Annotated in this window: 22 protein-coding genes; 7 read left to right on the top strand and 15 right to left on the bottom strand. The window is 60.9% G+C overall.

The features are described 5' to 3' along the window. Positions 1–148: 148 nt before the first annotated feature. The gene (locus OKC42_RS14015) at positions 149–1843 is read left to right on the top strand and encodes a pyridoxal phosphate-dependent decarboxylase family protein (protein ID WP_270657319.1); all 1695 of its coding nucleotides are present in this window, start codon (positions 149–151) and stop codon (positions 1841–1843) included. Between the two features lie 133 nt (positions 1844–1976). On the opposite strand, the gene OKC42_RS14010 is transcribed toward OKC42_RS14015, so the two are convergent. From OKC42_RS14010 to yiaY, 3 genes are all read right to left on the bottom strand, one after another. After that, positions 1977–2606 (bottom strand): NAD(P)H-binding protein, encoded by a 630-nt coding sequence (locus OKC42_RS14010; protein ID WP_270657320.1) that lies wholly within the window; start codon positions 2604–2606, stop codon positions 1977–1979. Between the two features lie 184 nt (positions 2607–2790). Beyond that, positions 2791–3129 carry an outer membrane protein assembly factor BamE gene (gene bamE / locus OKC42_RS14005; RefSeq protein ID WP_005337980.1) on the bottom strand — a complete coding sequence of 113 codons (339 nt, stop codon included), beginning with the start codon at positions 3127–3129 and terminating at the stop codon, positions 2791–2793. A 136-nt stretch (positions 3130–3265) separates the two neighbouring features. Further along, positions 3266–4417, bottom strand: coding sequence for an L-threonine dehydrogenase (yiaY, locus tag OKC42_RS14000; RefSeq protein WP_270657321.1), 1152 nt, complete (start codon positions 4415–4417; stop codon positions 3266–3268). Between the two features lie 382 nt (positions 4418–4799). Here yiaY and udp point away from each other — a divergent pair, with 382 nt between their 5' ends. Further along, complete coding sequence (gene udp / locus OKC42_RS13995) at positions 4800–5555, top strand: uridine phosphorylase (RefSeq protein ID WP_005337975.1); 756 nt, start codon at positions 4800–4802, stop codon at positions 5553–5555. Positions 5556–5709: 154 nt separating this feature from the next. Here udp and OKC42_RS13990 read toward each other — a convergent pair whose 3' ends face one another. Further along, positions 5710–6438, bottom strand: coding sequence for an RluA family pseudouridine synthase (locus OKC42_RS13990; RefSeq protein ID WP_263719190.1), 729 nt, complete (start codon positions 6436–6438; stop codon positions 5710–5712). Between the two features lie 222 nt (positions 6439–6660). On the opposite strand from OKC42_RS13990, the gene rihA reads away from it, so the two are divergent. Together rihA and OKC42_RS13980 are read left to right on the top strand one after the other, a co-directional pair. Then, entirely contained in the window at positions 6661–7596 is a 936-nt protein-coding gene (gene rihA / locus OKC42_RS13985) for a pyrimidine-specific ribonucleoside hydrolase RihA (protein ID WP_270657322.1), read from the top strand. 33 nt (positions 7597–7629) lie between these two features. Beyond that, the gene (locus tag OKC42_RS13980; protein ID WP_179903520.1) at positions 7630–8097 is read left to right on the top strand and encodes a hypothetical protein; all 468 of its coding nucleotides are present in this window, start codon (positions 7630–7632) and stop codon (positions 8095–8097) included. A gap of 86 nt (positions 8098–8183) precedes the next feature. Here OKC42_RS13980 and OKC42_RS13975 read toward each other — a convergent pair whose 3' ends face one another. The 3 genes from OKC42_RS13975 to OKC42_RS13965 all read right to left on the bottom strand — a co-directional run bounded on the left by OKC42_RS13975 (position 8184) and on the right by OKC42_RS13965 (position 10805). Continuing rightward, positions 8184–8480 carry a winged helix-turn-helix domain-containing protein gene (locus OKC42_RS13975; protein WP_139463226.1) on the bottom strand — a complete coding sequence of 99 codons (297 nt, stop codon included), beginning with the start codon at positions 8478–8480 and terminating at the stop codon, positions 8184–8186. Beyond that, a complete protein-coding gene (locus OKC42_RS13970; protein WP_005350438.1) occupies positions 8477–9007 on the bottom strand; it encodes a DUF1523 family protein in 531 nt (176 codons plus the stop codon). Before OKC42_RS13970 ends, OKC42_RS13975 begins: the two co-directional genes overlap by 4 nt. Before the next feature lie 175 nt (positions 9008–9182). Further along, the gene (locus OKC42_RS13965; RefSeq protein ID WP_257124632.1) at positions 9183–10805 is read right to left on the bottom strand and encodes a methyl-accepting chemotaxis protein; all 1623 of its coding nucleotides are present in this window, start codon (positions 10803–10805) and stop codon (positions 9183–9185) included. Positions 10806–11037: 232 nt separating this feature from the next. On the opposite strand from OKC42_RS13965, the gene OKC42_RS13960 reads away from it, so the two are divergent. Beyond that, on the top strand, positions 11038–11670 hold the full coding sequence (locus OKC42_RS13960; RefSeq protein WP_005344345.1) for a LysE family translocator: 633 nt from the start codon (positions 11038–11040) through the stop codon (positions 11668–11670). A 93-nt stretch (positions 11671–11763) separates the two neighbouring features. On the opposite strand, the gene OKC42_RS13955 is transcribed toward OKC42_RS13960, so the two are convergent. The 8 genes from OKC42_RS13955 to OKC42_RS13920 all read right to left on the bottom strand — a co-directional run bounded on the left by OKC42_RS13955 (position 11764) and on the right by OKC42_RS13920 (position 19122). Next, the gene (locus OKC42_RS13955) at positions 11764–12972 is read right to left on the bottom strand and encodes a cation:proton antiporter (RefSeq protein WP_270657323.1); all 1209 of its coding nucleotides are present in this window, start codon (positions 12970–12972) and stop codon (positions 11764–11766) included. Positions 12973–13006: 34 nt separating this feature from the next. Further along, complete coding sequence (locus OKC42_RS13950) at positions 13007–14110, bottom strand: protein O-GlcNAcase (RefSeq protein WP_257124634.1); 1104 nt, start codon at positions 14108–14110, stop codon at positions 13007–13009. A gap of 43 nt (positions 14111–14153) precedes the next feature. Next, positions 14154–15881: a potassium/proton antiporter gene (locus OKC42_RS13945; RefSeq protein ID WP_270657324.1), complete on the bottom strand. Its 1728-nt coding sequence runs from the start codon at positions 15879–15881 to the stop codon at positions 14154–14156. A gap of 279 nt (positions 15882–16160) precedes the next feature. Then, positions 16161–16307 carry a hypothetical protein gene (locus tag OKC42_RS13940; RefSeq protein WP_005337933.1) on the bottom strand — a complete coding sequence of 49 codons (147 nt, stop codon included), beginning with the start codon at positions 16305–16307 and terminating at the stop codon, positions 16161–16163. Further along, positions 16304–16993 (bottom strand): M15 family metallopeptidase, encoded by a 690-nt coding sequence (locus OKC42_RS13935; RefSeq protein WP_270657325.1) that lies wholly within the window; start codon positions 16991–16993, stop codon positions 16304–16306. The genes OKC42_RS13940 and OKC42_RS13935 overlap by 4 nt, the downstream gene beginning before the upstream one ends. Continuing rightward, positions 16990–18117: a succinyl-diaminopimelate desuccinylase gene (dapE, locus tag OKC42_RS13930; RefSeq protein WP_270657326.1), complete on the bottom strand. Its 1128-nt coding sequence runs from the start codon at positions 18115–18117 to the stop codon at positions 16990–16992. The genes OKC42_RS13935 and dapE overlap by 4 nt, the downstream gene beginning before the upstream one ends. Positions 18118–18136: 19 nt before the next feature. Continuing rightward, positions 18137–18487, bottom strand: a complete 351-nt coding sequence (locus OKC42_RS13925) for an ArsC family reductase (protein ID WP_064341502.1) — start codon at positions 18485–18487, stop codon at positions 18137–18139. A 320-nt stretch (positions 18488–18807) separates the two neighbouring features. Beyond that, entirely contained in the window at positions 18808–19122 is a 315-nt protein-coding gene (locus OKC42_RS13920; protein WP_005337929.1) for a hypothetical protein, read from the bottom strand. Between the two features lie 285 nt (positions 19123–19407). Here OKC42_RS13920 and dcuC point away from each other — a divergent pair, with 285 nt between their 5' ends. Both dcuC and OKC42_RS13910 read left to right on the top strand, forming a co-directional pair. Next, positions 19408–20784, top strand: coding sequence for a C4-dicarboxylate transporter DcuC (gene dcuC, locus OKC42_RS13915; protein ID WP_270657327.1), 1377 nt, complete (start codon positions 19408–19410; stop codon positions 20782–20784). A gap of 134 nt (positions 20785–20918) precedes the next feature. Then, entirely contained in the window at positions 20919–22058 is a 1140-nt protein-coding gene (locus tag OKC42_RS13910) for a M20 family metallopeptidase (RefSeq protein WP_270657328.1), read from the top strand. The last annotated feature ends 113 nt before the right edge of the window (positions 22059–22171 follow it).

Raw genomic sequence — 22171 nt, 5'->3', positions numbered from 1 at the left:
AAGAGGCGCCTCAAAGGCGCCTTTTTGCCAGCCCTTGTGATGGCTGATACATGACAAAAAGTAGGGTAGGCCATTAGATATTGTCGCTGTCTACCCCGCTGGCACAGGGGTATAACGGCCGCACATTTGCTGTACTAATGGTATAAAAATGAGTGACTTAGTTTATCTGCAAGACGAAAGCGTCAATGCCGTCCATCCCGATTTTTCCGCCCGTTTCGCCACAGTAAAAGCCAACTTTTTCTCGCGCAATCCCGATCTCTGGCCCGTTTTTCGCGAACCCGGATTTGCCACCCTCAACGAATTTCGGGCCCGTGGCCTGGCGCCGGATGCCCGTTTGAATGCCTGGCCTGATGGCCGCGCCCGGCTTGCCGATCTCTGCGAGACCATGCCGGTGCCCGCCACCATGCGCACCCCGGGCGAGCCGATGGCCGAGTTGCTGTTTGCCGCTGCTCTATCGAAGGATTGGGAGAACCCCTCCAGCGTCGAGAACGTCATCACCATGTCGGCGGACCCCGCCATTTACGGTGCCCAGCTGGGCATTCTGGCCAACCCCAATCTGGTCTACTCCGAATACGCCGGGGTCGCCGAGGAGCTGGAGCAGAAGGTGGTGCGCCAGATTGCGCTGCTGGCAGGCTATGACCCCGAGCGGGCCACCGGCATCTTTACCCAGGGGGGGACCTTCTGTAACCTCTACGGCTACCTGCTCGGCATTCGCAAAAGCCTGCCAGAAGCCAAGCACAAGGGGCTCGGCCACTATCAGGATTACCGCATCATCAACTCCCAGGGCGGTCACTACTCCAACATCACCAACCTCTCCCTGCTCGGGGTCGATATCGAGAACAAGACTATCCGCATTCAGGTGGGGGAGAACAACGACATCGATCTCGACCACCTCGAGCGCACCCTGACCGCCTGTTTTGCCCTGAAACACGTGGTGCCCACCATCATGCTCACCATGGGCACCACCGACACCTTCGGGGTGGATCAGGTGAAACCCGTGTTCGAGCTGCGCAATCGCCTCTGCGAGCAGTTCGAGGTGGCGGTCAAGCCCCATATCCACGTCGATGCCGCCATCGGCTGGTCGATGATCTTCTTCCTGGGTTACGACTTTGCCGCCAACCCGCTCGCCATCAACTGCGCCACCCTGGCGGGGATCGAGCGCAACGTGGCGCGCTTTGCCGAGCTCAAATATGCCGACTCCTTCACCGTCGACTTCCAGAAGTGGGGCTATGTGCCCTACACCTCCAGCCTGGTAATGATTAAAGAGCGGGATGACCTCAAGGCGATGGAGAATGACCCGGAGAACTTCTCCTACTTCGAGCGGGACATTCAGGGCCAGACCCACCTGCAATCCACCATCGAGTGCTCCCGCGGCGCGAGCGGCCTGTTCGGTGCCTATGCGGCCCTTAACTATATGGGGGTGGAGGGGTATCGCATCGTGCTGGCCCACTGCCTGCAAAATGCCAACTACTTCCGCTATCGCCTGAGTCAGCTGGGCAACGTCAAGCTGGTGGCGCAGGAGAATCAGGGGCCGAGCGTCGGCTTCAAGATCTACAACCCCGAGTGGGTGAGCGATCCGGAAGCCGAATTCGCCTTCGAGCTGGCCCGCTCAAGCGATCCCGCCTACAAGACGCGGTTGCAGCGCAACACTGACTATCACCGCAGCTTGTTCAAGGGGCGCGGCAAGGTGGGGCTCTACACCAACTGGGTGGAGGCGGTGGCCCACTCCGACTATGACGCCCGCGGCAAGTACTCCTATATCGCCGGAGAGAAGGCGGTCTTTATGAACCCCGCCTGCACCCGCGAGCAGATCGACACCTTTATCGACCATATTCGCGGTTGATGGCACTCTTCCTGACCACTGATAGTGGCCAGGGTGGTTAGGAACCTCGCCAACAGATAAACAGAAGGGCAAGCCGGCTGGCTTGCCCTTCTGTTTTCACGACTGAATCCGAAAGCGGTGGAAAAGGCCGTGCTCAGAGGGCCAGCAGTTGCTCATTCTCGATAATCTCGCACCCGGCGGGCAGTTTCGAGAGGGCGATCATGGCGCGGGCCACCTGCTGGGCCTCGATGGCGCGCCAACGGGCGAGTTTGCCCACCAGCAGCGGCCGAAACAGCGGATAGATAGCTTGAAAGATCTGCTCGGAGCGGCGCGGTGGCTGGCGATCCCCGAGCAGCATGGCGGGGCGCACGATGGCGAGCCGTGGCCAGGATTGGGCCAGCAGGGCCTGCTCCATCTCCCCCTTGGTACGCGGATAGAGAGCCGGGGAAGATGCGTTAGCCCCCATGCTCGAGACCACGATGAGCCGTTGACAACCGTGGCGGCGGGCCAGATCGGCAAAGGCGATCACATAGTCGAGATCGACCCGGCGAAACGCCTCGGCAGAGCCCGCCTCCTTGCGGGTGGTGCCGAGGGCACAGAAGGCGATATCCACCGGGCGGGAGAGGGTGACGCTAGCCAGATCATCAAAATTGACCGGTAGCCAGTGGTGCGCCTCCTTGCCCGGCTTGCGACAGAGCAGGGTCAGTTCATGTTCGGCAGGCAGTTGCTGCACCAGTTCGCGACCGATCAGGCCGCTGGCTCCGGCAATCAGGATCCGGCTCATGGGGATTCTCCCTGTGTCATTCGATGGTGTTGATGCCATAGTGGCTGCTCATCAGCATCAGGCAATTTGCGAGCAGCTGCAATGGTAGGAGATGACACGACATCCCCTGACAGGATAACGGGCAAGATAGATAGTGCGGAGGCTGGATAAAACAAAACCGGCGCGAGGCCGGTTTTGCGGGATATCAGAGCGGGGTATTGAAAGCTGCTGGCAGCGGGAAGTCACCCGTCACTGTGGTCAGCCTGTCGTTGGCGAAGGTGACGGTGAGCTCTTTGCGCTCCTTGTCGCCGTGGCCCGGCTGGAATTCATAGAGGTAGTACCAGGTGTTGGGGTCAAAGCCGTCACGCAGCATGGGGGTCCCCAGCACATAGCTGACCTGCTCGCGGGTCATCCCCTGGCGCAGTTTGTCGACCTGTTTTTGTTCCACATAGTTGCCCTGGGGAATATCGATACGATAGACCAGGCTGCAACCGGAGAGGGTGAGGGCGGTCAAAGCCGCGGCAATCAGGTGTTTCATCCGCATATCGAGTTCAGATCATCCATACAGTCTTTTTGGCTCGGCAAATCATACCGACTCCCTCCACGGAAGTAAAAAGCCATTGATCCATCAGCCAATAAAAAGGGCCGCACTGCGACCCTTTCTGGCAATCCGGCAGCCGTTACATCGCCGCGCGGAAGATGGCGACGATCTCTTCGTGGCTGGCCTGTTTCGGGTTGGTGAAGCCGCAGGCATCTTTCAGGGCGTTGCTGGCCAGGGTATCGAAGTCATCGGCCTTGACGCCGAGCTGCTCCAGACCGGCCGGGATCTTCACATCCAGCGCCAGCTGCTTGATGGCGGCAATGGCAGCGGCGGCGCCCTGTTCGTCGTTCATCGCACTCACGTCCACACCCATGTAGCGGGCGACATCCTTCAGACGAGCCGCGCTCACCTGGACGTTGAACGCCTGAACGTGGGGCAGCAGCACGGCGTTGCAGACACCGTGGGGCAGGTCGTAGAAACCGCCCAGCTGGTGGGCCATGGCGTGCACATAGCCCAGGCTTGCGTTGTTGAAAGCCATGCCGGCCAGGAACTGGGCGTAGGCCATCTGCTCGCGGGCATGCAGGTCATCGCCATGATGAACGGCGGTGCGCAGGTGCTTGGCAATCAGCTCGATGGCCATCACGGCGCTGGCATCGGTCACCGGGGTGGCGATGGTGGAGACATAGGCCTCGATGGCGTGGGTCAGGGCATCCATGCCGGTGGCGGCGGTGAGACCGGCCGGCTTGGCCAGCATCAGCTCGGGGTCGTTGACCGACATCAGCGGGGTAACGTGCTTGTCGATGATGGCCATTTTCACGTGGCGCGCTTCGTCGGTGATGATGCAGAAGCGGGTCATCTCGGAGGCGGTACCGGCGGTGGTGTTGATGGCGATAAGCGGCAGTTGCGGCTTGGCGGAGCGATCCACCCCTTCGTAATCCTTGATGCTGCCACCGTTGGCGGCCACCAGCGCGATGCCCTTGGCGCAGTCGTGGGGCGAGCCGCCACCCAGCGAGATGACACAGTCGCAGCCGTTGGCCTTGATCATGGTCAGACCCGCTTCGACGTTGCTGGTGGTGGGGTTGGGTTTGGTCTCATCGAAAACAGCGCTTTCAATACCATGTTCAGCCAGCAGGGTGGTGAGCTTGGTGACCACGCCGATCTGGTTGAGGATCTTGTCGGTGACGATCAGCGCCTTGCGGTAGCCGTAACCCTTGATATCGGCGGCAGCCTCTTGCAGGCAGCCGGCACCCATCAGGTTGATAGCGGGAATATAGAACTTGAATGTAGCCATGATGGACTTCCTATAGTTAGCCATTAAGTGGTAGTTGAGAGCTAGGCTACCATCTAGAAAGGGATACAAAAGCATCTTGTTTACAACTTTACGGGGTCGATCACGAGTCGTTAATTAAGCGCTGAACCAGGCTTGACCTTCCCGCATCTGACTCGATTTGCAGAAAAACGTTTGTCAATTATTTCATTGAGTTAGCAAACGTTTTGCGCAATGTTTATCACTGTCAATGCGTGGAAGTGTGAGGCGCTTCAAGGAATTGGAAAGCGCTTTCGACCATAGTTGGCGCCTCCCCGAAGAGGGGGGTAAAGGCTTGAAAGTATCATAAAGAATCATCTTAACTTGTGCCCTGACCATGCTGGCAGGGGGCAACCAGGAGTCCAATATGTCTGATGTATTTCACTTGGGTTTGAAGAAAGCGGATCTGCAAGGCGCCACCCTGGCGATCGTCCCCGGTGACCCCGAGCGCGTGAAGCGTATCGCAGAGCTGTTGGATAACCCGGTGCACCTGGCTAGCCATCGTGAATTCACTACCTGGCGCGGCGAGATGGACGGCAAGGCCGTGATCATCTGCTCTACCGGTATCGGTGGCCCGTCCACCTCCATCGCGGTAGAAGAGCTGGCCCAGCTGGGTATCCGCACCTTCCTGCGTATCGGTACCACTGGCGCCATCCAGCCGCACCTGAACGTGGGTGACGTGATCGTGACCACCGGTTCCGTGCGCCTCGACGGTGCCAGCCTGCACTTTGCTCCGATGGAGTTCCCGGCTGTTGCCGACTTCGACTGCACCACTGCGCTGGTGAACACCGCCAAAGAGATGGGCTCCAAGCTGCACATCGGTGTGACTGCCTCCTCTGACACCTTCTACCCGGGTCAGGAGCGTTACGACACCGTATCCGGCCGCGTAGTGAGCCGTTTCCAGGGTTCCATGAAAGAGTGGCAAGCCATGGGCGTGCTGAACTATGAGATGGAGTCCGCAACCCTGCTGACCATGTGCTCCAGCCAGGGCCTGCGTGCCGGTATGGTGGCTGGCGTTATCGTCAACCGTACCCAGCAGGAAATCCCGAACGCCGAGACCATGGCGAAAACCGAATCTGATGCCATCAAGATCGTACTGGGCGCTGCCCGCAAGCTGATCTGATAGCACCACAAAGAGTGGGGGGTGGGGGCCGTTGCGAAAGCACGGCCCCTATCTTTATCCGCCGTTTGTCCCTTTTCTTCTCGCGTCACGCCTTTCTCTATTCCCGCCGCACTCGCGTCTATTGCCATCTACTGACGGCCTCTACTGATTGCTCCTAAAAAGGCGCGGCACAGCGGATCTGCATCGGCTCGCCGCTCATCGGATGAGAAAAATCCAGCTCGCTGGCATGCAGCATCAGCCGCGGCGCCTGTTCGCAGCTGGCTGGCAGCAGGCCACCATAGAGATCGCAGCCGAGGATGGGGTGGCCCAGCAACTGACTGTGGATGCGCAGCTGATGGGTGCGGCCGGTCTCCGGCACCAGTCGTACCCGGGTCAAAGGCACGGTCTGCCCCTGCATCTGCAACTCCAGCCGCTCAATCACCTGATAGCGGGAGCGGGCGGGTTTGCCGCTGGCGGCGCAGATCTTCATCAGCGGAAAGAGGGCCGGATCCTTGGCGATGGGGGCGTCGATAACCCCTTCGTCGTCAATCAGATGACCGCACAGTAGGGCGCTGTAGGCTTTGCTCACCGCCCGCTGGCTGAACTGCTGGCAGAGCAGGGCATTGATGGCCTTGTTTCTGGCGACCACCATGATGCCTGAGGTGCCAAAATCCAGGCGATGCACCAAGGTGCAGCCTGAGAAATCCTGCACCAGTCGATAGTGAACAGAGTCGAGGTTCTGCGGGTTCTTGCCTGACAGACTCAGCAGGCCGCTCGGCTTGTTGATGAGCAGCAGGTGCTCATCTTCGAACAGGATCTCGATGGCGGCACTGCAGGGCGGGGCGATAAAGGTGTCGACGATAACGGACATAGGTGGCACAGGCTGGAAACGGGGTGCGATCATACCCGAACCGGCGCGGCCGGGCGAATGGGTGGTGCGCAGCCTCGGAAAATGAACGGGATGACGCCATGCAACCTATTGATAATGAGCCGCGTTGAGCGAGGCGGTGTGCCGTGTAAACCGCCCAGGTCAGCAACAAGGCCCCGTTTTGTGACCCCTTCCCGAGTTCATCCGAGGCTTGCTTGTTAAGGTATGGCTCCCTGTTATGTTGTAAGGACCCTTTCCATGGCACTGCCCGTTATTCTTGATTGTGATCCCGGCCACGACGACGCCATCGCCCTCATTCTGGCGCTGGCCAGCCCTGAACTGAAGGTGCTGGCGGTTACCACCAGCGCGGGCAACCAGACGCAGGACAAGACCCTCAACAATGCCCTGCGCATCCTCACCTTGCTGGGACGCGACGATATTCCGGTGGCGGCGGGGGCGCCGAAACCGCTGGCCCGGGAGCTTATTATCGCCGACAACGTCCATGGCGAATCGGGCCTCGATGGCCCCAAACTGCCGGATCCCGCCTTTGCGCCGCAGGGGATGACGGGGATCGAGTTGATGGCCAAATGTCTGCGCGAGAGCCCGCAGCCCGTGACTCTGGTGCCGACCGGCCCGCTGACCAATATCGCCCTGCTGCTGGCGGCACATCCCGAGCTCAAACCCAGGATTGCTCGCATCGTGCTGATGGGGGGCGCCGCAGGGGCTGGCAACTGGACGCCTGCGGCGGAATTCAATATTTATGTGGACCCGGAAGCGGCCGATATGGTGTTCAAGTCGGGCATTCCCATCACCATGTGCGGCCTTGATGTGACCCATGAGGCGCAGGTGATGGATGAGGATATCGAGCAGGTGCGCGCCATCACCAACCCGGTAGCCCAGTGTGTGGCCGGGCTGCTCGACTTTTTCATGATCTACCATCGGGATCCCAAGTGGGGATTTGCTGGTGCACCGCTCCACGACCCCTGTACCATTGCCTGGTTGCTGGCTCCCGAGCTGTTCCACGGGGTTGAGTGCCGGGTCGATATCGAGACCAGCGGGGTGCATTCCGTGGGGATGACGGTGGTGGATCGTTATGGTCTGACCGGCAAGCCAGCCAATGCGCTGGTATTGTTGGGGCTGGATCGTCCGGGCTTTATCGATCTGCTGGTGACGCGGCTGCGGGCGTTTGACTGAGCGCCGGTTCATTTTTGCAAGAAGGGGCGGGGAATGTGGAAGAGAGGCTTGGTGCTGCTGGCCGGGTTGCAACTGACAGGCTGTGCGACGCCATTCGAGCGGATGTGGCAGGGGCTGGCGACCTGTGAATTTACCGATCTCTATGTGGATGAGACGGGCAGGGCCGCCAATCTACAGCTGGCCAACTACACCCCCTACAAGGTGAGCGACGGCTTTGCCTGGTACAAGGTGCACGAGGAGCTACACGGCTTGCCGGTGGTCGGCTTTATCGTGCCCGCTTCCAGCTTCGAAGTGCATGCTCTCTTTGTCGATACTCCCATCGCCAATGCCCGCCGGTTGACCCACAACGCCTACGGCAGCGAGTTTGGTGACGAGCAGAAGCATGACGAGGGCTCAGCCCCTCTGCTTTTGCGCGATCCCAACAACCCCAAGCGCTCCATCATCGACTGCACCCGCGGCGAGTCTGACGGGGAGCTTGAGGATTCGGCCATGCCCGAGTAGGGCTGCCTGTCACGCCATCGGCCTGAAAAAAGAGGGGCCAGCCTTGTCGGCTGGCCCCTCTTTTTTATTGTTGCTTAGCGCCCTGATCAGGGATAGCTCAGCGTCTCCTTGATAAGCGGCAGTTGAGCCTTGATCCACGCTGGGTTGATGGGGCCCCAGTCGCTGATGCGGTAGTGCCCCTGCAGGTGGCGAGCCCCCTCGGTCTGCTCGAAGGCGCAGTTGATATCGAGTTCGGCCAGCGCCGTCAGGGTATCCTGCGCGGTGCGGCGCGGCATGCCGGTTGCCTCCATGATGGCGGGCACCGTATCCGTGCCTTGGCTGATCAGCCAGGCCACGTAGAGCCGCCGGTAGAAGCTGGTGCGGGTCTTGCTCGGCTCACTCATAGCTCGTCCTCAAGACGATCGAAGTAGCGCCAGGTTGCGATGGCTGCCTTGCCCATCACCAGCGCCCAGAGGCCGAACCAGAACCAGCGGAAGAAGCTCCAGGTGGAGGCGTCAGGCTCTGTGCTCTCGATCTTGGTGACGTTGGGGAACATGGAGAACATGTTCACGCGCCAGCCGTAGGAGGTGATGATGGCCAGGCGTTTCTCGAACTCCATCGACTTGGCCTTGGCCTGGACGTCGGCGGCGTTGAACTTGAAGTAGAAGGGCCAGCCCCACTCGGTATCTTCATTGCGAAACACCCGGATCTTCTCGCCGGGGCGCTCGGTGTAGATGTAGTAGACATCGGTGGTGGGGCCGTCAGCCGGGTTTTTCTGGCTGATGGGGCCATCCTTGTCGGTGCGCTTCACCTCGACCCCAGTGATTGTGGCGATGGTGTGCTCCGGCAGGTAGTAGTCGAGCCAGGCGGCGGAAATGAGGGCAATGAGCCCCAGTGCGATAAAGGCGGGTTTCTTGAATCTCAGGCTCATGGTGTGCTCACGTGAGGGGGAGTAACGTGCCTCTACCATACCGATATTTGACAGGGCAGCCCAGCCCCTTATGGCACCACAAGCCAAAAAATGGCGTTTAAAACAGAGACAAAGCCATTGCTCCATCAACAAGAAAGGCCCTTGCGGGCCTTTTTGTCTGGTTCACTTTGTGCGCTTACAGCTGGAATTGGGCCAGCTGCTTGCGTTGCTGCTCGGCGAGCTGGGAGAGCTCGTTGCTGGCACTGGCGCTCTGGCTGATGCCGGCGGAGCTCTGGCTCACGATCTCGTGAATATTGGTGATGTTGCGGTTGATGTCGGCGGTAACGCAGGACTGCTCCTCGGCGGCGGTGGCGACCTGGGCGTTGGCGTCGTTGATCTGGCGCACGGCACCGGTAATGCCGCTTAGCAGATCCTGCACCTGAGCGGACAAGCGCTGGTTATGGCTGAGGATCTCCAGAGTCTCCTGTACGCCGTTGTTGGCGGATTGGGACTGGCTCTGCAGCCGCTCGATGATGGCCTGGATCTCCTTGGTGGAGTCCTGGGTACGGGCCGCCAGCATTCTTACCTCGTCGGCCACCACCGCAAAGCCACGACCCGTTTCACCGGCACGGGCCGCTTCGATGGCGGCATTGAGCGCCAGCAGGTTGGTCTGCTCGGAGATCCCTTGGATCACTTCAATTACCTTGCCGATCTGCTCGGACTGGGATTTGAGCTGAGCCACGATGGCGGCGGCATCTTCCAGACTGCCCGCCATCCGGCTGTTGGCGGCGATGCTTTCGGTAAAGAGGGCGAGCCCCTGTTCGACCCGGCCGTTGGCATCCCGCGCCAGCTCATCGGCGATGGCGGCGTTGTGGTTGACGTTGTCAGCGGTGCTGGAGAGTTCGGTCACGGCGGAGGCGACCTGTTCGATCTCGCTGTGCTGCTGCTTTGCATTGGCCTCGGACTGGGTCATCACGGCGGCCAGCTCGGTGGCTGCGGAGGCGACGCTGTTGCTGATCCCGGTCAGGTTCTCGATGGTGTTGCCGAGCTGGGTAAGGGTGAGGTTGATATCTTTGGCCAGACGGGTCAGCTCGTTGTTGCCCTCCGCTTTGGCGCGCACGTTGAAGCGCCCTTGCGCCACGGCGTGCATCACCTCTTGCAACTGACCGATGGGGCTGACGATGCGCCCGGAGAGGACCCAGCCACAGATCAGCGCCGCCAGCAGGGTACCGGCGGTGAGCAACAGGGTACGCAGCAGGGTGGCGTCGTAGTGGGCCTGCTCTTCGGCCAGCTCTTGCTGGATCAGCTGGTTGATGTGGGCGGACATGCTGTCGATCTGCTTGATCAGCTGTTCACCCAGCTCGCGGAAATGGAGGCGAGCCGCCTCGTAGGCGACCGGATCGCCGCCACCCTGATGTTTTTGCGCCAGCAGCGGCAGCATGTTGCTGCGGGTATGGCTGAGGTAGGCCTGCAGGGCGGCAGCGACCTGACGGTTATCCTGCTCGGCACCGGGGAGCACCAGACGGCCGAGGATGGCGTTGATCTCCTGCTCGGCGCTGTTGAGGTTTGCGGGCAGAGCGGCAAACAGCTTGGCATCGTAGAGGCCATAGATGGCGCTGGTGCGCAGCCGGTAGGTGGCGTGGATCAGTTTGGCAATATCGTCCTTGTGCTGGACCACGGTCTGGGTCGTCTCATCTATGTCATTGATGGCTTCATCCAGACCCTGTTTGCTGATGGTGATCATCACCATCATCAGCAGGCTGGCCAGCAGCAAAGGTATCAAGACCTGGACACGTATTGATAGATTATTCAATGACATAAATGGCTCTAATCCGGAATTGGAGGAGCCGACATATTACACATGCACGTCAGGAGCTGTCACAGGCTTTTATTGCTGAAATGTGCTGAAGAAAAGGTTTTTTCTTGTGAAAAAGGAGCCATTTGGGGGTGGTTGGGCGCTTTATCCCCTGAATATGTGGTACAACTGGCTGGGTTGTGTCAATCCTGTCCCGTTTTCGTGATTTCCCGCTCTCGTCATATGGAGGTGTGTTGTGTCCAGCTGGATCGATCCGGCCATTCTGGCTCTGTTTATCCCGACCTTTTTCTTTGTCTCGGTGACCCCCGGCATGTGCATGACCCTGTCGATGACGCTGGGGATGAGCCTGGGGGTGCGCCGAACCCTGCATATGATGTGGGGGGAGCTGATCGGGGTCGGGCTGGTCTCGGTGTTGTCGGTGATCGGGGTGGCAGCTATCATGCTCAACTATCCGGGGATCTTCGCCGCCTTCAAATATGTGGGGGGCGCCTATCTGGTGTGGCTTGGCATCCAGATGTGGCAGGCCAAGGGGAAGATGGCCATTCCGGCGGATCTCTCGGCCGGTCAACAGACCAGCGCCATGGGGCTGGCGCTGCAGGGTTTCGTCACCGCCATCGCCAACCCCAAAGGGTGGGCCTTCATGATCTCCTTGCTGCCCCCCTTTATCTCTGCCGACAAGCCGATGGCGCCGCAGATCAGCGCGCTGGTGGCGCTGATCCTGGTCATCGAGTTCTCCTGCCTGCTGCTCTACGCCAGCGGTGGCCGCACCCTGCGCCACTTCCTCGCCAAGAGCGGCAACGTCACCCTGATGAACCGCATCGCCGGTACTCTGATGCTGGGGGTGGGAGTCTGGCTGGCGCTCGGGTAAGAGCTGTCAGTGACCCGCACCAGACAAGAAAAATGCCACCGGTCGGTGGCATTTTTAATGGGCGCCGGGTGGCGCAGGGTGGCGCTGGGTGGCTCAGCGAGGCTTGAAACGCTCGACCCAGGGGTTGGCGGTGAGGCCGTGCAGGATGACGCTCAATATGATGGTGCAGAGCACGGTGGCGATGATGGGACGCTGGCCAATCAGGGCTGGCTCGTTTTGCAGCACCATCACCGCAAAGACGATACTGGCAAGGCCCCGCGGCCCGAACCAGCCGATAAAGAGCTTGAGCTCCGGCTTGAGGCCGGTACCGATGAGGCTCAGCCAAACCGGCACCATCCGCAGCAGGGTGAGGCTGGCAATGGCATAGAGCCAGTATTGCCAGTGCAGCAGCTCCGGCAGAATGGGCATCAGGGTCGCGCCAAACACCATCCAGATCACCACGGAGAGCAGGTCGCCGTAGCCTTCGCAGCTGTCCATATAGGCGTGCTTGTGCTCGCCGAGGCGGTGGCCGATAAAGAGGCCACCGACAAAGGCGGCGATAAAGCCGCTGCCCCCCAGAGTCTGGGCCAGCGCAAAGCAGAGCAGGGCCAGCCCTGGCATGGTGAGCTGACGCCAGAGTGGCAGTTGCCAGCCATTGAGATAGGAGATTTTCAACAGCCGGATGGTGAGGTTGGTCAGCACAAAGGCGACCAGCAGGCCAATGCCGATCTCCTCCAGCATCAGGGTGATAGCCAGAGTGGCGGTGCCTGCGTGCTGCTCTGTGGGGGCGATAAGGGCCAGCAGCAGAAGCAGCACCGGTACGCAGATGCCGTCGTTGAGGCCGCTCTCCTGATTGAGCCCTTCACGCACCGGTGCAGGCACCGCGGGGTTGCTCACCACCGCTTTGCCGAGCGCCGCATCGGTGGGAGCAAGAATGGTGGAGAGGATGGCCATCTCCAGCAGTGGCAAGTCGGGGAAGATCCAGTGGCCAAACAGGGCGCCACAGAGCAGGGTGAGGGGCAGGCCAATCAGCAGCAGCCGGATGGGGAGTTGGCGGTTGGCCAGCAATACCTGCCAGTTGGTGTTGGCGGCATCGTTGAACAGCACGATGACCAGCGTCAGCTCGGCCAGCAGCTTGATGCCGGCGCTGTCGATAGAGAGGGAGAGCAGCTCAAGCCCGCCCGGCCCCAGTAGCCAGCCGGTCAGCAGAAAGAGCAGGGGGCCGTTGACCAGCTTTGATTCGAAGCGCCCCGCGATCAGGCTGTAGATCAGCAAGAAGGCGGCGATCACCGCCAGATTCTGGTAAAGCAGGTGTGCATCCATACAACCTCCTTTCTGCCCCCCGCAGGGGGGGGGGTTAGTCGGTCAGGCAGTCGGGGTCGAACACATACTCCCCGTCCAGCCAGCGCACGATTTCGTCAACGCAGGATTGGTCGCGAAACGGCAGGTAGCGCGCCTTGAGGGCGGCAATCTGCTCGAAGGTGAGCTGTGCCAGCCCCAGATCCTGAAACAGCGGCAGGTCGGCCTCGATCATCGCCGAGATCTGCGGGCCGCAGGTGGCGTTGAGGGCGGCATGCAGCGCCTTGTCGGGGTCGTACTGCTTGCCGAGCCGGTAGCTCATTGGCAGGGTGGCGAGGGGCAGGGCCGACAGCGCCGCCTGTTTCATCGGGTTGACCGCGTGGCCAGAGACCAGCTCTGCCAGCTCGGCAGGGCGATTCTCGAAGGCGCGCAGGTGCAGGTAGCTGCTCGCCTTGCTGCCATCGTTGACCGGGTAGTTGTCCCACAGGAAGGGCTTGCGGCCGAGCAGTTCGGTCACCTGCTTGAGGTGGCTCGCTGGATACTCGGTCGAGCAGACCTTGGGGCCGGTCCAGAAGATCTCGAAGCGGCGGTCGAGCTGTTCGCCAAGCTCCTCAAGATAGCGGGGAGGCATGGCGCCAAACACCTTCTCCAGTACCGGATCGGTCGAGTAGTAGCTGGGGCAGAAGATGAGGCGGCTTGCCTTGCTGTGGGCCGCTATGTCGTGGGCGATGGTGAGCTGGTGACGGGCCAGGTCCGGGGTATCCCCCTTCATATCGTCAAACAGCACCGCCAGAATATCGGGCTGGAGCATCTCGTCGATGAGGCGCACTTTCTCAAGCAGTGCCGGGCGTTTGCGATCGTAGTCGTGGTGCGCCCCCATGGGGCTCAAGCCCACTCCGAAGGCGAGTCCGTTGGCGCGGCACTGGCGCGCCAGTTCGGCGAGATCGGCCAACTGCTGCTCGGGCCAGGGGAGGGCCCAGTGCTTACGCAGATAGCCATCCTCTTTCGGTGCATAGATATAGAAGCCGTAACCATGGCGTGGCAGCCACTGGGCGTAGCGGGCGCGGGCCTGCCAGCTCCATCCCTTGCCAAAAAAGCCTTCAATGACCCCCAGATTGGCAGCGGGGGGCAGGGGGCCGGACAGCAAACTTTGATATGGCATAACTCTCTCCCTTCTTGCTGGGGACTTGATACGGGACGGTCGGTCAGACCGGGTCCTCTTCCTGAAAGCGCACCCCGATCTTGCTCGGCACGCTCTCGTCCATTTCGGCCACGGTCCAGATCAGGCCCTGCCATTCGATGTTGTCACCGACCACCAGATTATCGCCCAACTGACTGGCAATAAAATCGCCCAGTGTCTGATCCGCCACCTCGCTCACATCCAGCCCGTAAAGAGGGGCGAGATCCACCAGCCGTGCCGCCGCTTCCAGCAGGAAGTCACCGAAGAAGCGGGGGCCGAGATCTTGCTCCGGTGCCTGACTAAAGAGCTGACCGAGGGCGGGGAGGTCACGTTCGTGACCGATGACGCAGAGGATGTCATCGGCCTGAAGACAGGTACTGCCCGAGGGGTGGAGCAGCTCGCGGCCTCGAAACAGGGCGCAGATCCGGGTGCCGGCGGGCATCTGCAGATCCCGCAGTGGCGAGCCGATGCACCACTTCTCCTCCCCCAGCTGGTAGACGAAGGTCTCCCACTGGCTGTCGAGATCGATCTCGAGCCCCGAGCGGTTGATGGGGGACGGTGGTGCCGGTACCTCCACCCGCGCCAGTTTTGAGGCCATCGGCAGCGAGCTGCCCTGCAAAATCAGCGAGACCAGCACCACGAAGAAGGCGACGTTGAAGTAGAGCTGGGCGTTGGGCAGCCCCGCCATCATGGGGAACACCGCCAGAATGATGGGCACCGCGCCGCGCAGGCCAACCCAGGAGATAAACCAGCGCTCGCGGGGGGCGAAGTTCTTGAACGGCAGCAGCCCGATCCAGACCGACATCGGGCGGGCAAACAGGATCATCCACATCGCCAGCGCCAGCGCGGGCAGGGCGATGGGCAGCAGCTTGTGGGGTGAGGCGAGCAGCCCCAGCACCAGAAACATGCCGATTTGGCTGAGCCAGGTCAGACCGTCCAGCACCGACAATGTGGTGCTGCGGCTGCGCAGGGCGAGGTTACCGAGCAACAGACCGGTGAGATAGATGGCGAGAATGCCGCTGCCACCCACCGCCGTGGTGAGGGCGAAGATCAGCAGACCGCCGCTGACGGTGAGCAGCGGATAGAGCCCCGGCGCCAGGCGGGCGGTGTTGATGAGGCGCCACAGCAGCCAGCCGCCGCCAAGGCCAATCCCGGCGCCAAGGCCAAACTGCTTGACCAGTTGCAGCAGCAGGAAGCCCCCATCCAGCCCTTGCTGGGCGGTGGCGAGCACCTCGATCAGGGTGACGGTGAGAAACACCGCCATGGGGTCGTTGCTGCCTGACTCTATCTCCAGCGTCGCGCTCACCCGCTCGTTGAGGCTGCGCCCGCCAAGCAGGGAGAAGACCGCCGCCGCATCGGTGGAGCCGACGATGGCGCCGATCAGCATCCCCTGCATCAGGTTGAGGTCAAACAGCCAGGCAGCGGCGAGCCCCGTCAGGCCGGTGGTGATAGCCACCCCGACCGTCGCCAGCGACAAGGCAGGCCAGAGCGCCACCCGGAACGAGGAGACCCGGGTGCGCATGCCGCCGTCGAGCAGAATGATGGCAAGCGCCAGGTTGCCCACCAGATAGGCGATGGAGTAGTCAGCGAAGTGGATGCCACCTGGGCCATCCTCACCGGCCAGCATGCCGACGGCGAGGAAGATAACCAGAATGGGAATACCGAGGCGGGAAGAGAGGGCGCTCAACAGTACGCTGGCTCCCACCAACAGGGCAGCGACAAAGAAGAAACTGTTGATGGTAGCGGCATCCAAGGGCGAACTCCTTCCTGGTAATGTGCAAAGTAGGCACATTATATGCAGTTAGGCCCCCCTTGTGTGGCTTATTTGTGCATCAATTTGCACTTTCTTACATTTTTCATCCCTTTTTTCAGCATGGTCGCGCCATATTCTGACTGTGACGGGGTTAACGAAAGCGGAGTCAAAGGAGCGTCGATTTCAGGATGCGCAGGGAGGAGAGGGCGGGTAAAAGTGAAACGGCACAGCAGAGGGAGAGGGGAGCACAAGGGCGCTCCCCACGGGATGGGGCGGGATTCAGTCGTCCTCGTCATCCTTCACTTCGCGGATCTTGTCCTTGTAGTTGGGCAACTGCTTCTCCAGCCGTTTCATGTCTTTGATGGCATTGAGAAACAGCCCGAGCAGGAACAGCAGCGGCAACCCTATCCACAGCCAGAGATTCATGGGATTTTCCTTTCGTCAGGACAGGTGGTGACATAACGGGCCAAAATTTCATCAAGGTTGGCCAATATGGTCGACTTGCCTTCAATATCCGCCTGTTGCAGACAAAGCGCCAGTGCCGCGGGATCGAGCCGCTGCTCATCGGACTCCAGCGAGAAGCTGATATGCCAGGGCTCGTAGGCGACCCCGCTCTCTGCCCCGACCGGCTTGGCATAAGGGAGGAAGAAGCCGAAGTCGCTCATATGATCGCTGAGCCACTCGCTGAGATCTGCAAACCAGCCCCCGGCTTCATACTCCCACGGCTCCAGTGCCAGTTTGGTATCGGCGGGCAGGCAGTCCGGGTCGTAGATATCGAGATCGGTCCCCCAGTGGTGACGGCTGGTGCCGGGCAGGGAGCTCCAGCGCAGGATGGCGTGCAGCCGCTCCACCTCGCTTAGTTGCAGGGCATCGATGGGCTGGCTGTTGGCATCGAGCAGAGGCCGTTCGCCGCGCCACTTGCCATTCCAGATGGCGAGCTGGCGCTCGAAGCTGCGCCAGCTGGAGGCCGCCTGCAGGTTGAACCCCTCATAGGCGGCCGCCACCTGCATGTCGTTGAAGGCCGCCGCGGTGGCGGCAGTTAGACGATGGGGGCCGCGCCCCACCAGAATAAGGTGGCTCTCGTCGAGCCCCAGCAGTTGTTCCTGCGTCATGCCAGCAATCTCTCGAGCACCCCTTGGTACATGTCCGCCAGCAGATCCAGATCGTCCGCCTTCACGCACTCGTTCACCTTGTGAATGGTGGCGTTGACGGGACCGAGCTCAATCACCTCGGCGCCGGTGGGGGCGATAAAGCGCCCGTCGGAGGTGCCACCAGTGGTGAGCAGGGCTGGCTGCTGGCCATTGACCGCCTCGATGGCAGAGACTGCCGCCGCCAGCAGTTTGCCTGTGTCGGTGAGGAACGGCTGGCCGGAGAGGGTCCAGCTCAGCTGATAATCGAGGCCATGTCTATCCAGCAACGCTTCGACCCGCTCGCGGATATCCATGTCGGTCAATTCGGTGCTGAAGCGGAAGTTGAACTGCACCTGCAGCTCGCCCGGAATGACGTTGGAGGCGCCGGTGCCGGCCGAGATGTTGGCGATCTGGAAGCTGGTGGGGGGGAAGTAGGCGTTGCCCTCATCCCACACGGTGGCAGCGAGTTCCGCCAGCGCTGGCGCCGCCTTGTGGATCGGGTTGTCAGCCAGATGGGGATAGGCGACATGGCCCTGCACCCCGCGTACCAGCAGATCGCCGGTGATGGAGCCGCGGCGGCCGTTTTTCACTACATCTCCGACCACGGCGGTAGAGGAGGGCTCGCCGACGATGCACCAGCGGATCTTCTCGTTGCGGGCCTCCAGGGTGTCGATCACCCGGGTGGTGCCATTGATAAAGGGCCCCTCCTCATCGGAGGTGATGAGAAAGGCGATCGACCCGGAGTGATCCGGATGCTCGGCCACGAAGCGCTCGACCGCCACCACCATGGCAGCCAGCGAGCCCTTCATGTCGGCGGCGCCACGGCCGTAGAGCACGCCATCCTTGATGGTCGGCTCGAACGGCGGGGTGTGCCATTTGTCCAGCGGCCCGGCGGGCACCACGTCGGTGTGACCGGCGAAGCAGAACAGCGGCCCCTCGCTGCCACGACGGGCCCAGAGGTTGGTGGTGTCCTCAAACACCATGGGCTCGATGACAAACCCGAGCTTGGCGAGGCGCTCCGCCATCAGGGTCTGGCACCCTTCATCGAGGGGGGTAACGGAGGGGCGGCGGATCAGATCCTTGGCCAGTGCGATGACATCCGACATCAGTTGTCCTTAGTTGTCCTTAACGGGAGAAGAGGGATTGATAGTGATCAGCCTTGAAACCCAGAGTCAGTTCGCCGTCACGGTCGAGCAGCGGGCGCTTGATCATGGCCGGGTGCTCCAGCAGCAGGGCGCGCGCCTTGGCGGTGTCGAGCCCCTGTTTGGCCTCATCCGGCAGGGCGCGGAAGGTGGTGCCGCGACTATTGAGCAGGGCTTCCCAGCCGAGTTTTGCCAACCAGCTGTCCAGATCGTCCGGGTTCAGGCCGTCGGCGCGGTGGTCGTGAAAGCGGTAGTCGATACCGGCCTCATCCAGCCACTTGCGGGTTTTCTTGATGGTGTCGCAGTTCTTGATGCCATAGAGGGTGATGGCCATGGGGAGTCCTTCTCTTGTGGGCGCTGGCCGTGGGCCGCGTCCCGAAAATCCGAATCAACAGAGTGCAAGGGCCCGATTCTGGCATTGTGGCAATCCCATGGCAACGCCGATGGTCCGGCTCGCGGGTTTTACCGGAACTGGTCACACCTGAACGGCGATTTTGAGCACAAGGTCAGAAGCAGTGGGGCTGGCATGCCCGATGGGGTTGGGTATTGCGGGAGAAGATCGACTATTGCAGGAGAAAAAGAGAAGGGGGCAAACGCCAGATAACCAAAACGCGCCAGCGGGCGCGTTTTGGTCGGCATCATCAAGCACCTCAATCAGTGCAGGGTGGTCCACTCATGGTCAAAGACCCGGGCCCGTTCCCAGGGAGCATCAGGCAGGCTGGAAGAGAGGCCAGTGTATTTGCCCACGTCGTCCACCACGATGGCGGAGAGGATCGGCAGGTTGTTTTCGGTGCAGTACATGCGGATGCGTTGCAGCAGGGTGCGCAGTTCATCCTGGCACTGCTCCAGCCCGGCCTGCTTGGCCAGTTTGGAGTAACGAATGGTAGTGCGTTCCTTTGCAGACTCGACGAGGATGTCCCACAGCTTGTAGTCGCAGGTCGAAGCACCTGCGGTGGCTTGGCTTGTCATAACTCTCTCCGGCGCGAAATGGTCGCTATATGTCGAAGCGCATCTTCGCCAGTTCGGCGCCGTCATATGTTGATCCAACGCAAAAAAGAGGGGAGTCGCGTCACACAATTCCCGGATATGGGGTGATAAAGGTTTTCCGGCAGTTGAAATAACGAAAAATTGTTACATGGCCGACATATTATGCTAATGAATCACGGTGACGGCACCTTTATTGATAGGGATCAAAGGCAAACAGTGGTCAGATCACTAGATTTCGCTCTTCGATAAATTTATCAGGAGTGAATATTGGAACTTTTATTCGTCTTGCTCGTTCTGGTGGCCGTGGTTTACGGCATTATCAAGGATTACAACCCGCAGGCGGTGCTGGCGCTGGCGGGCATGGCCATTTTTGCGGTGGCCTACTGGCTGGGGCTGCACCCCATTCTCCCCGCTGACAAGAGCACCGGCTTCGCCCTGTTCGACCTGTTCGAAGTGTTCAAGGGGATCTTCTCCTACCGCGCGGCGGGCCTCGGCCTCACCATCATGGCGGTGGCGGGTTTTGCCACTTACATGTCCCATATCGGGGCCTCCCAGGCGCTGGTGCGAGTGGCGGTCAAACCGGTGGCAGGCATCCAGTCCAGCTACCTGATGCTCTCCATCTGTTATCTGGTGGCGGTATTCGTCTCCCTGTTCGTTACCTCCGCTACCGGCCTTGGCCTGCTGTTGATGGTCACCATGTATCCGGTGATGCGCAACCTCGGCATCAGCCCGGCCTCCGCCTGTGGTGTCATCGCCACCTCCCAGGCGTTTGAAATTGGCCCGACCCAGACCAACGCCATCTTCTCCGCCGGTCAATCCGGCATGGATCCGACCAGCTATTTTGTTGACTACCAGATCTGGCTGGTGGCCCCCATGCTGCTGGTGACCATGGTGCTGCACTTCTTCTGGCAGCGTCACTGCGATCGCAAGGATGGCTGGGATCCTGCGCTCCATCGCGGCGATCATGCCGAGCTGGACGAACAGGGCACCGAGAGCGTGCAGGCGCCTACCTGGTATGCCCTGCTGCCGATCATCCCCTTCGTGCTGATGATGACCTTCTCCAAGCTGCTGGTGAGCGACATCAAGATGAGCGTGGAGGTGGCCATGCTGCTGTCGGTCTTTATCGGCATGCTGTGCGAGCTGCTGCGTAGCCGCTCGGTGCGTAACGCGTTTGCCGGGCTGTCGAGCTTCCTCGATGGCATGGGCAAGGTGTTTGGCCCCGTGGTGGCGCTCATCGTCTGTGCCGAGCTGTTTGCCGAATCTCTCAAGGCCATCGGCGCCATCGATACCCTGCTGCACTCTGCCAGCAATGCCGGTATCGGCAGCGGTCTGATGACCCTGGTGATGGTGGCGCTGATCATGGTAGCGGCGGTCATCATGGGCTCCGGCAACGCGGCGTTCCTCAGTTTCTCGACCCTGGCACCGGCGGTGGCGGCCAAGTTTGGCGTACCTGCGGTGACCATGCTGCTGCCGATGCAGCTCGCTTCCAGTATCGGCCGCACCGTCTCCCCCATCGCAGCGGTACTGATCGCCTGTGCGGGGATTGCCAAGGTATCGCCCTTTACCGTGGTCAAACGCACCAGCGTGCCGATGGCGGGGGCGCTGGTGACGGCGCTGACCCTCAACTATCTGCTGTTTATGTAGTGATGTGGGTTATGTAGTGGTGTTTGGAATTTACCGGTCGGGCGGGTGGCATGGCTGCCCGCCTTTTTCTCACTGTGTCGCTTTGTTGCAATAGACGATCGGCCATCAACGCTGATTGTTGCATGGAGAAGATAATGACAGTTGTAAAGAGCCCGTTTTCCCTCGATAACTATCTGGCCGATTTGGCCCCGCTCATCAACCTCGATTGCGGTACTCGCACCCCGGCCGGGGTAGCGAAAGTGGCCGACATCATGACCGAGAAATATGAGGCCATCGGCTGGCAGGTGACTCGCCACCAGTTTGCTGCCGAGTGCGGCCCCTGCCTCGAGATCACCAATGCGCCGGGTGCCGATCACTACGACGTGATGCTGTGCGGCCACATGGATACCGTCTTCCCCGAGGGGACGGCGGCCAAGCGCCCGCTGAAAATCGAAGGCAATCAAGCCTTTGGCCCCGGCGTCTCGGACATGAAGAGCGGCCTGCTCTCTATCTGGTATGCACTCAAAGAGATGGATCCGGCATTGCTTGCCAAGCTCAAGGTGCTGGTCTGCTACAACTGCGACGAAGAGATTGGCTCCCCCTGGTCTAAGGATTGGCTGGTGAAAAAAGCCAAACAGAGTGGCTGCGTGCTGGTGGCCGAGGCAGCCCGTCCCAATGGGGATCTCATCAGCGCCCGCAAGGGCAATGCCAAGTACCGCATCACCTTCCACGGCAAGGCCTCCCACGCCGGTTCGGCCCTGACCGAGGGGATCTCCGCCATCACCGAGCTGGCGCACTGGGTACTGGCCATCAACGAGCAGGTCAACATGACCACGGGCACCACCATGAACGTCGGCGTGGTACAGGGCGGCACCGGTGTCAACGTGGTGCCGGACTTTGCCGAGGCGATCGTGGATTTGCGCTTCTGGAGCAACGAAGAGGCTGCTGCGGTGCACGACCGGCTCACCTTTATGGCCAACAATCCCTTCCTCGCCGGTTGTCGGGTCGAGGTGGATCGCCAGACCTTCAAGCCGGCGATGCGACCGAGTGGTGACACCGAGGCGCTGATGGCGCTGGTGGAGGCGGCAGCCAAGGAGGAGGGGATCCCCTTCAACTGGCTGGAAGCCGGTGGCGGCTCGGATGCCAACTTCACAGCAGCCGCAGGTGTACCGTCCCTCGATGGCTTCGGCCCCATGGGGGGCGGTTTCCACTCGGAGGCGGAGTTCCTGCTGCTGGAGAGCATCGAGCCGCGCATCCGCCTGCTGCAGCGGGTGCTGGGCAAGCTGGCGAAATAAGCCGGTTTATCCCTTGTTCGGGTCGCCATGGCCCGCTCAAAACTGGTCCGCTCAAATCCAAACGGGAGGCTGTTGCCTCCCGTTTTTTTATCTCGATTTTTCGCGCGCTGAGT

The organism is Aeromonas sp. Y311-2 (genome assembly GCF_027706025.1).
GTDB lineage: Bacteria > Pseudomonadota > Gammaproteobacteria > Enterobacterales > Aeromonadaceae > Aeromonas > Aeromonas veronii.
This window is presented reverse-complemented; position numbering and strand designations above follow the sequence as displayed.